This window comes from Sphaerisporangium corydalis (assembly GCF_025506355.1).
In the GTDB taxonomy this organism is placed as follows: Bacteria; Actinomycetota; Actinomycetes; order Streptosporangiales; family Streptosporangiaceae; genus Sphaerisporangium; species Sphaerisporangium corydalis.
The window spans coordinates 22814-31921 of record NZ_JANZYP010000001.1; the positions used below are offsets into that span (position 1 = coordinate 22814).

Sequence of the window (9108 nt, forward strand, 5' to 3'; positions counted from 1 at the left end):
CGGACGGCGGCGGGGGAGCGGTGGGCGGGTCAGCGCTCCGGCGGGCCGGCCGAGATCGTGACCGGGTCGCCGGCGCGGACGGTGCCGGGGGTGGTCGCCCGCATGATGAGGCCGAACTTGTTGTCGTGCTCGGTGATCAGGTGCTTCTGCAGGCCGGGCCAGCGCTCGCGCCCCCACGGGTCCCAGCTCGGCACCGCGCACCGGATGGTCGGGCCCGAGTAGGCCCCGGTCACCGCGAGGACGGTCTCGCCGATCGTGATCGTCACCGCGCCCAGGTCCTCCTCGGCGAACGCGGGGAGGCCGGCGTCGAGGTGGACGTTCGGGCGGAAGCGCATCAGGTCGACCTCCGCCCCCAGCTCGCGCTCCAGGCCGAGGCGCGAGGCCTCGAAGGTGACCAGGATCGTCGGCCCGCGATCCTGCTGGCCCTCGGCCGCGCGCAGCGACAGCGGGATCTCGTACGCCTCCCCGAGCGCGCCGGCCAGGCCCGGGTCGTCCCAGGCCCACGCCTCGCCGCTGCCCGAGTACAGCACCGGCGGTCCCGGCGGCTCGGGCGACCCGTCGCACGTGGCGGGGTAGGCCGCCTCCCAGGAGAGCATCTTCGGGACCTGCCGCACGGTCAGCCGGGTGCCCGACCGGCCGGGGCGCTCGTCGACCAGGGAGTACGCGCGGTCACCGGCCATGCCGCGCCCGTCCAGCCGCGCCGCGCCGACCCGCTCGCCGCGCAGCGACTTCACGGGCCAGCGGTACAGCCCTTCGATCTTCCCCCGGTACATGCCACCGATTTTAGGGTCATCCACCGGCACGGCCGACGCCGCCCGGCCCGGGGACCGGAACCGGAGCCGCCGCCCGCCGGTGGGGGTCAGTCGGCGCGGGCGGGACCGGCGGCGGACAGCTCGGGCGCGGCGCCGGCCGCGCGGTCGCCGGCGGCGGCGTCGGCCGAGGGGAGGGTGAAGACGAACCGGGTCCCCTGGGGGTGCGCGGTGTCCAGGTGGATCTCCCCGCCGTGGTACTCGACGATCTTCTTGCACAGGGCGAGGCCGATGCCGGTCCCGTCGTACTCCTCGCGGTTGTGCAGCCGCTGGAAGATGACGAAGATCTTCTCGGCGAACCTCGGCTCGATGCCGATGCCGTTGTCGGCGACCGAGAACCTCCAGAAGTCGCCTTCTGGCTCGGCGCCGATGCGCACCTCGGGCGCGCGGTCGGGGGAGCGGAACTTCACGGCGTTGCCGATGAGGTTCTGCCAGAGCATGGTCAGCAGGTTGGGGTCGCCGAGGATCTCGGGCAGCTCGGGCCGGACGACCACGGCCCGCGACTCCTCGGTCAGCGTCTCCAGGTTGGCCAGGGCGCGGTCCAGCGGCTGGTCCAGGGGCACGGGCACGCGCTCGCTCCGCACCCGGCCCACCCGTGAGAACGCCAGCAGCTCGGCGATCAGGTACTGCATCCTCTTGGCGCCGTCCACCGCGAAGGCGATGTACTCGTTGGCCCGCTCGTCGAGCTGCGGAGCGTACCGGCGCTGCAGGAGCTGGCAGAAGGCGGTGACCTTGCGCACGGGCTCCTGCAGGTCGTGGGAGGCGACGTAGGCGAACTGCTCCAGCTCGGAGTTGGACCGCCGCAGCTCGGCCGTCTGCTCCCGCAGCCGTTCCTCGGCGTCGCGGGAGATGGCGAGCTCCGCCGAGATGCGCCGCCGGATCGCGTCGACGTCGGCGGCCAGCAGGCTGATGTCGCTCGGCCCGCGGATGTCGATGGAGTGCTCGAAGTCGCCGTCCGCCACCCGGCGCGACGCCGCCCCCAGCCGGTCGAGCGGGCGGAGCACCGCGTACCGCAGCAGCACGGCCACCGAGACGAGCGTGAGGACGAACATCGCCAGGATGGCCGCGAAGACCACGTTGCGCCATAGGCGGGCCTGCCGGAGCTCCACCCCCGCCGCCTCCCGGTTCCGCGTCAGGCCGGCCGCCTGGCGGTCGGAGGCGGCGCGTACCCGGTCGAACAGGGCCCGGCCGGCCTCGACCTGCTCGGGGAGCGCGGCCCCGGGCCCGGTGGCCGCGACCGCGCCGGCGACCGGCCGGGCGTATCCGGCCCGCCACGCCTCGGCGCCCCTCTCGATCTCACCGACGCCCGCGAGCAGCCGGTCCCCTGAGAGCGAACGCCGCAGGGCGGCGACCGAGTCGCGTTCGGCGGCGACGCCCTGGTCGTAGCCGTCCAGGAACTCCCGGCGCCCGCTGAGGATGTAGCCGTGGACGCCCGCCTCCTGGTCCAGCAGGGCGCTCCGCAGCCGCTCCGAGGCCAGCAGGCCGGGGGTGATGCGCTGGGTCAGCTCGTCGGAGGCACGAGTCGTCCGGTCGAGCGCCCAGGTGCCGAGCGCCGCCGAGACCGCCAGCAGCAGGCCCATGGTCGCCAGCGTGGCGGTGAACCAGAAACGCGTGCTCAGGCGTGGCCATCGGGCCGCCCTCCCGTAGCCGGTGATGCTCACCCCCGGACCTCCCTCGATGACCGTTCGAGCCGCTGCTCGCCGACTTTCCCGGCAGGTATGTTATCGGCGGCCGGCGGCCGTTCGACCTGGCGGTACCGCCCTCTCCCGCTTCCTCCGGTGGCCGCGTTCAAACCCGCGGGGCCTGTGCCGTCGCGGAAACCCATTGACGGAGTGAGTCCTCACTCCGTACGGTGGTGCCATGACAGAGACACCTTCCCGGCGCAGGGCGCCGGGCATGAGCCCAGAACGGCGCCGCGACATGATCGTGAAGGCGGCGCTCCCGCTGGTGGCCGAGCACGGCGGCGCCGTGACCACCGCCCAGGTCGCCAGGGCCGCCGCGATCGGCGAGGCGACGATCTTCCGGGTCTTCGCCGACAAGGAGGAGCTGCTGGACGCCTGCGTGCTCGCGGCCCTCGACCCCGAGCACGTGCTGGGGGAGATCGCCGCCGTGCCGCTCGACCAGCCGCTGGCCGCCCGGCTGGCCGAGGCCGCGGGCGCGCTGAGGGCCCACCTCGACCGGATGGGGTCGGTGATCGGCGCGCTGCACGCCTCGGGGGCGCGGCGCGGCCGGCCCGACCCCGGCACCGAGCAGGGCCGGGCGGCGTGGGGTGGAAGGGACGCCTCCGCGGCCCGGACGCTGGAGGCGGTCGCCGACCTGTTCGAGCCCGACCGGGCCGCGCTGCGCCTGCCGCCCGAGCGGCTGGCGGCCATCTTCCTCGGCATGCTGTTCAGCCGTCCCCGCTTCCCCGCGGGCGCGGAGCCGGCCGCCCTGGACGAGCTGGTGGACGTCTTCCTGCACGGCGCGGTGGCCGGGGACCCGCCCCCGGCCACCTGACCGCGCTCACTGCTCCGCGGGGCTCCGCTCGATGAGCTCCAGGGCGACCCGCAGGGCCGCGGTCTTGCGCTCCTCGTCGGTGATGTCCTCGTCCTTCAGCAGGAACCACGCCGCGTGCAGCGTGAAGATGGACATCGAGCTCCTCAGGCGGTCGGTCGTGGAGTCCTCCTCGTCGCACAGGACCCCCACCAGGCTGGTCATGAGGGCGCGCATCCGCTCCACCTTCGGGTGGTCGCGGAGCGCGGTCTGGTTGCGCTCCATGAACCGGATGAAGGCGTGGTGGTGGCTGCCGAACAGCTCGTCGGCGTACCGCCGGACGAACTCGCGCCTGCTCTCCAGCGTCGGCGGCTGGTCCTGTGCCCACTTGATGAGCTGCTCGACCATGGCGTGACGGTCCTCGGTGAGGCTCGCCACGATGTCGTCCTTGGTCCTGAAGTGGTAGTAGAGCGCCGCCTTGGTCACCCCGAGGGCCTCGGCTATCTCCCGCAGCGACGTCGCCTCGTAGCCCTGCTCGGTGAAGAGCTTCAGGGCGATCTCCTGGATGCGAGCTCGCGTGTCGGTGTTTTCCCTCATGGCTCCTCAAACGCTCCCTGGATCCCCTAATTAACTTGACGACCGGCAAGTAAGGAACCTACCTTTGGCCATAGTACTTGCCGGTCGACAAGTAAGTAACCATTTCGAGGGGGCGTAAGGGTAATGACGGAGACCGAGACCGGGGCCGTGCCAGGTCGCCGGCGAGAGGTCATGGTCGTCCTGCCGGGACTCATGCTCGCCATGATCCTGGCCATGCTGGACAACATGATCGTCGGCACCGCGATGCCGCGCATCGTCGGTGAGCTCGGGGGGCTGACCCACCTGTCATGGGTGGTGACAGCCTACGTCCTGGGAACGACCGTCTCGACGCCGATCTGGGGAAAGATCGGCGACCTGTACGGACGAAAGACCATTTTCCTGGCGTCCATCGCGATCTTCATGGTCGGTTCGGCGCTGTGCGGCATGGCGGGCTCGGCCGTGTTCGGCGGCACGTCGGGGGGCATGGGCGAGCTCATCGGCTTCCGCGCCCTGCAGGGGCTGGGCGCCGGCGGCCTGATGGTCAACGCGATGGCGATCATCGGAGACCTGGTGCCGCCCCGCGAGCGTGGCCGCTACCAGGGGATCATGGCCGCGATGATGTCGCTGGCGATGATCGCCGGCCCGCTGGTCGGCGGGTTCATCACCGACAACCTCAACTGGCGCTGGGCCTTCTACGTGAACCTGCCCATCGGCGCGGTGGCGTTCGTCTGGCTGCTGTTCCGGATGCACCTGCCGAAGTACCGCACCGAGCACCGCATCGACTGGCTGGGCGCCGGCCTGCTCGGCGTGGGCATCACCGCCCTGGTCCTGATCACCACCTGGGGCGGCAACCAGTACGCGTGGGGCTCCTGGCAGATCCTCGGCCTCGCGGCCGTCGCGGTGGTCACCCTGGCGATCTTCATCCCGGTGGAGCGCAGGGTCGCCGAGCCGATCATGCCGCTGCACGTGTTCGCCGACCGCAACTTCACCCTGATCTCGCTGATCGGCTTCCTGCTCGGTTTCGCGATGTTCGGCGTGATCAACTTCCTGCCGCTGTTCCAGCAGACCGTCCAGGGCGCCTCGGCGACCAACTCCGGGCTGCTGCTGCTCCCGATGATGGCGGCCATGATGGTGGTCTCGCTGTTCGTCGGCCAGGCGATCACCAAGACCGGCAAGTACAAGATCTTCCCGATCGTCGGCGGCGTGGTGATGGCGATCGCCATGTGGCTGCTGTCGCTCATGGACGTCAACACCGCCCGCTGGGAGACCGGCGTGTTCATCGCCGTACTCGGCCTCGGCATGGGCGGCCTGATGCAGACCACGATGCTGGTCGCGCAGAACAGCGTCGAGCAGAAGGACCTGGGCGTCGCGAGCAGCGCCTCGACCTTCTTCCGCTCCATCGGCGGATCGTTCGGCGTCTCGCTGTTCGGAGCGGTGTTCAACAACCACCTCACCGCCAACCTGACCGAGAAGCTCGGCCCCGAGGCCGCGCGGATGGTCGAGGGCGGCAACGAGCGGCTCGACCCGGCGGCGCTCGCCCAGCTTCCCGCGCAGGTACGTACCGGCTTCCTGGAGTCGCTGGCCTCGTCCATCTCCGGGGTGTTCTTCTGGGCGATCGCGTTCGCGGTCCTGGTGCCCCTGCTGGCGGCCTTCATCAAGGAGATCCCGCTGCGCGGCGGCCCCGAGGCCGCGCCCGGTGACGCCGGCACCGGCGGCGACCCCGCCAAGGAGACGGCGGCGGTCGGCGCCTTCGACTGACGCCCCGCGCACCGCGCCGGCGGCCGTGACCAGCACCCCTGGTCACGGCCGTCGCCGTTTCCGTGGCCGTACCGGCGGCGCGGGGGAGTACGGGCGGGCCCGGGGGACCGGCGGCTGGTTCGGCGGACGGCGACGGCGGGACAGGGGACGGAGGCAGGGGCCGGGGCCGTGTCAAGGGTCTGGCAAGCGGTTCGCAAGTCCCGGCTCCTAGCGTGTGCGCACCCCTCCCTCTCCAAGAAGCCGGAGTCCCCCGTGTCGACAAACGCCTGGCTCGTGTTCGCTTTCGGCCTCGCGGCCCTGGTCTTCGGCGGGATCGGCGCCGGGCTGCTGATGTCCCAGCGCGACTTCCGGCGGATCGCCAGGAAGGTCCCCGGCCAGGTGGTGCGGCTGCGCCCGAGCCGCACCGAGAACGGCGTGGTCTACTACCCGACCATCCGGTTCACGACCGTGAACGGCCAGCGGGTGGAGGCCGAGACCGGCTTCGGCACCAACCCGCCGATGGCGCGGCTCGGCGCCGAGGTGGGCGTTCTGTACGACCCGGAGCGGCCGTCCCGCTTCCGGGTCGACAGCCTCGTCGGCGGCGGCACCCTGGTGGGCGCCATCTTCGCGGGGGTGGGCGCGGTGATGCTCGGCGTCTGCGTCGCCGTCGCCGTCACCGGCGGCTTCTGACCCGCCCGCCCGCCGCCTCCGGCCCGCCCGCCGGAGCCTGCCTCAAGTACGCCCGCCACCGCCCGCCTCCGGTACGCGCGCCCGCCCGGCGGCGGGCCGTTTCGCGTGGGTAGTAGCGTCTGCTCATGCGACTTGGCGTCCTGGACATCGGCTCGAACACCGTGCACCTTCTGGTGGTCGACGCCCACAGGGGCGCGCAGCCGCTCCCGGCGTACTCGCACAAGGCCGAACTGCGCCTGGCCGAGCACCTGCGCGACGGGGACACGCTGTCGCCCGAGGGCGAGCGCGAGCTGACCCGGTTCGTCAAGGAGTCCCTGCGCGTCGCCGAGGACAAGGGCGTGGAGGACATCATGGCCTTCGCCACCTCGGCCGTGCGGGAGGCCGCCAACGGCGAGGAGGCCCTGGCCCGGCTCCGGTCGGCCACCGGCGTGGACGTCCAGGTGCTCTCCGGGCAGGACGAGGCCCGGCTGACGTTCCTCGCGGTGCGGCGCTGGTTCGGCTGGTCCTCCGGCCGCCTGCTGGTGCTGGACATCGGCGGGGGGTCGCTGGAGATCGCCTCCGGCGTGGAGGAGGCGCCCGACGTGGCGATCTCGCTCCCGCTCGGCGCGGGGCGGATGACCCGCCGGTGGTTCAGCGCCGTCCCGCCGCCCGCCGGGGAGGTGCGCAGCATGCGCAGGCAGGTGCGCGCGGAGATCGGCCGCGTCGTCGGCGACGTGACCAAGTACGGGCGCCCCGACCACGCCGTGGCCACCTCCAAGACCTTCCGCCAGCTCGCGCGCATCGCCGGCGCCGCCCCGTCGAGCGAGGGCGCCTACGTCAAAAGGGTGCTCGGCCGCGAGGACCTGTCCCGGTGGACCGAGCGGCTCGCCACCATGAGTGCCGCGCGGCGCGCCGACCTGCCCGGCGTCTCGGCCGGGCGCGCGCCGCAGCTCCTCGCGGGCGCGATCGTGGCCGAGGCCACCATGGACCTGTTCGACACGCGCGAGCTGGAGATCTGCCCGTGGGCGCTGCGCGAAGGGGTGATCCTGCGCCGCCTCGACTCCATGTCGGGAATGTGACCTCATGGCATCACCTGCGTCACGGAGGTCCCGAAGGCGTGCTGAAGTGCCGGTGGAGTACAGGAGAATCAGTACTTCCACCTGCGCATAGGTACGTGTGAGCGTGCCCATCCAGGGCACGTGTCTCACCGCGACACAACAGAAGAGGAGGACGGGCGATGATGGCGTTCATCGGCGCGGCCTACACGGTGCTGGCCGTACTGATGCTCATGGGACTCGCCCTGATACTGATCGCGGTGGTGACGCTGATCTGCCTGGCCCTGCTGGCGTCCACGACGAACCCCGAGCCGGAGTACGGCCCGGCCGCACCGCCGGAGGGCGCCCCCGCGCCGGCCGGCCGGTACGAGGAACGCGCGGTGGTGGCCGTACGGCGCGAGGCGCGCGCGGCGATCGGGCGCACGGCGATCATCAGGCGCGAAGGACGACCCGGCGTCTCCTGAACGAGGTCCCGTCCGGCCTCCGGCGGAGGCCGGACGGGCACCGGGTCCCACCGGCGCCCGACGGACGCCCGCGCCAACATCACAAAAGCGGACGAAAGCTGATAGGACGGAGGGCGTACCCACCCTCTGGAGGAACGCCATGCGGACCACACCCCCATTCCGCGCCGACCACGTCGGCAGCCTTCTTCGTCCCCCCGCGCTGCTGGAGGCCCGCGCGGCCTTCGCCGCCGGCACCCTGCCCGCCGACGCGCTGCGCGAGGCCGAGGACGAGGCGATCCGGGAGGTCGTGCGCGCCCAGGAGGAGGCGGGCCTGCGCTCGGCGACCGACGGGGAGTTCCGCCGGGCCTCCTGGCACATGGACTTCATCTACCGGCTCGGCGGCATCGGCCAGGCCGACGAGCGCATCAGCGTCCAGTTCCGCAACGAGCAGGGCGTCATCGAGTTCGCCCCCGCCGCGATGCGCGTGCACGACAGGGTGACCCTCGACGAGACGATCTTCGGCGACGACTTCGCCTTCCTGCGCGACCAGGTCACCACCGCGACGCCGAAGCTCACCATCCCCTCGCCGAACATGGTCCACTACCGGGGCGGCCGCGCGTCCATCGACCCGGGCGTCTACTCGGGCATGGAGGAGTTCTGGAGCGACCTCAGCGCGGCCTACGCCGAGGAGGTGCGGCGCCTGGCCGCGCTCGGCTGCACCTACCTGCAGTTCGACGACACCAGCCTGGCCTACCTCAACGACCCCGGCCAGCGCGCCGAGATCGCCGGCCGCGGCGACGACGCCGAGCACCTGCACCTGCGGTACATCAAGCAGATCAACGACGCCCTCGCCGACCGGCCGGAGGGCCTGTCGGTCACCACGCACATGTGCCGGGGCAACTTCCGCTCCTCCTGGGTCGCCTCCGGCGGCTACGACTTCGTGGCCGAGGCGCTGTTCGGCGAACTGGCCGTGGACGGGTTCTTCCTGGAGTTCGACGACGAGCGGTCCGGCGGGTTCGAACCGCTGCGCTTCGTCCCCAAGGGCAAGGCGGTGGTGCTCGGCCTGGTCACCACCAAGCGGGGCGCGCTGGAGTCCAAGGACGACCTCAAGCGCAGGGTCGAGGCGGCGGCCAAGTACGTCGACATCGACCAGCTCTGCCTGTCGCCGCAGTGCGGCTTCTCCTCCACGGTCGAGGGCAACTCCCTGACCAGGGAGGAGCAGTTCGCCAAGCTCCGCCTGATCGTCGAGACCGCCGAGGAGATCTGGGGCTGACCCTGGGCCGGGGGGGGGGGGGGGCCCCCCGCCCGCGCGCCCGCCCGCCCGCCGGGCGGGGGCCGCCGCGGGCC

Annotated in this window: 9 protein-coding genes; 6 read left to right on the plus strand and 3 right to left on the minus strand. The window is 72.3% G+C overall.

Going from position 1 to position 9108, the window contains the following annotated elements; all coding sequences use genetic code 11:
- Positions 1–29: 29 nt before the first annotated feature.
- Together NYZ98_RS00080 and NYZ98_RS00085 are read right to left on the minus strand one after the other, a co-directional pair.
- Positions 30–773 carry an MOSC domain-containing protein gene (locus tag NYZ98_RS00080; RefSeq protein ID WP_262840255.1) on the minus strand — a complete coding sequence of 248 codons (744 nt, stop codon included), beginning with the start codon at positions 771–773 and terminating at the stop codon, positions 30–32.
- 86 nt (positions 774–859) lie between these two features.
- Positions 860–2470 carry a sensor histidine kinase gene (locus tag NYZ98_RS00085; RefSeq protein WP_262840256.1) on the minus strand — a complete coding sequence of 537 codons (1611 nt, stop codon included), beginning with the start codon at positions 2468–2470 and terminating at the stop codon, positions 860–862.
- Positions 2471–2669: 199 nt separating this feature from the next.
- Between NYZ98_RS00085 and NYZ98_RS00090 the strand changes: the two genes are divergently transcribed.
- Complete coding sequence (locus NYZ98_RS00090; RefSeq protein WP_262840258.1) at positions 2670–3305, plus strand: TetR/AcrR family transcriptional regulator; 636 nt, start codon at positions 2670–2672, stop codon at positions 3303–3305.
- A 6-nt stretch (positions 3306–3311) separates the two neighbouring features.
- Here the strand turns inward: NYZ98_RS00090 and NYZ98_RS00095 are convergent, their stop codons facing one another.
- A complete protein-coding gene (locus NYZ98_RS00095; RefSeq protein WP_262840259.1) occupies positions 3312–3878 on the minus strand; it encodes a TetR/AcrR family transcriptional regulator in 567 nt (188 codons plus the stop codon).
- Positions 3879–4001: 123 nt separating this feature from the next.
- Here NYZ98_RS00095 and NYZ98_RS00100 point away from each other — a divergent pair, with 123 nt between their 5' ends.
- The 5 genes from NYZ98_RS00100 to NYZ98_RS00120 all read left to right on the plus strand — a co-directional run bounded on the left by NYZ98_RS00100 (position 4002) and on the right by NYZ98_RS00120 (position 9034).
- Positions 4002–5615 carry an MDR family MFS transporter gene (locus tag NYZ98_RS00100; RefSeq protein ID WP_262840260.1) on the plus strand — a complete coding sequence of 538 codons (1614 nt, stop codon included), beginning with the start codon at positions 4002–4004 and terminating at the stop codon, positions 5613–5615.
- Positions 5616–5867: 252 nt separating this feature from the next.
- Entirely contained in the window at positions 5868–6284 is a 417-nt protein-coding gene (locus NYZ98_RS00105) for a DUF3592 domain-containing protein (RefSeq protein WP_262840261.1), read from the plus strand.
- 125 nt (positions 6285–6409) lie between these two features.
- Positions 6410–7342, plus strand: a complete 933-nt coding sequence (locus NYZ98_RS00110) for a Ppx/GppA phosphatase family protein (protein ID WP_262840262.1) — start codon at positions 6410–6412, stop codon at positions 7340–7342.
- 158 nt (positions 7343–7500) lie between these two features.
- Positions 7501–7782: a hypothetical protein gene (locus NYZ98_RS00115; RefSeq protein WP_262840264.1), complete on the plus strand. Its 282-nt coding sequence runs from the start codon at positions 7501–7503 to the stop codon at positions 7780–7782.
- Between the two features lie 139 nt (positions 7783–7921).
- Complete coding sequence (locus tag NYZ98_RS00120) at positions 7922–9034, plus strand: 5-methyltetrahydropteroyltriglutamate--homocysteine S-methyltransferase (RefSeq protein ID WP_262840266.1); 1113 nt, start codon at positions 7922–7924, stop codon at positions 9032–9034.
- Positions 9035–9108 lie beyond the last annotated feature (74 nt).

What these genes read in the sequence shown, in the direction of transcription:
- NYZ98_RS00100 (WP_262840260.1), top strand. Translation starts at nt 4,002, where the DNA reads ATGACGGAGACCGAGACCGGGGCCGTGCCAGGTCGCCGGCGAGAGGTC.
- NYZ98_RS00080 (WP_262840255.1), bottom strand. Translation starts at nt 773, where the DNA reads ATGTACCGGGGGAAGATCGAAGGGCTGTACCGCTGGCCCGTGAAGTCG.
- NYZ98_RS00115 (WP_262840264.1), top strand. Translation starts at nt 7,501, where the DNA reads ATGATGGCGTTCATCGGCGCGGCCTACACGGTGCTGGCCGTACTGATG.
- NYZ98_RS00120 (WP_262840266.1), top strand. Translation starts at nt 7,922, where the DNA reads ATGCGGACCACACCCCCATTCCGCGCCGACCACGTCGGCAGCCTTCTT.
- NYZ98_RS00110 (WP_262840262.1), top strand. Translation starts at nt 6,410, where the DNA reads ATGCGACTTGGCGTCCTGGACATCGGCTCGAACACCGTGCACCTTCTG.
- NYZ98_RS00090 (WP_262840258.1), top strand. Translation starts at nt 2,670, where the DNA reads ATGACAGAGACACCTTCCCGGCGCAGGGCGCCGGGCATGAGCCCAGAA.
- NYZ98_RS00095 (WP_262840259.1), bottom strand. Translation starts at nt 3,878, where the DNA reads ATGAGGGAAAACACCGACACGCGAGCTCGCATCCAGGAGATCGCCCTG.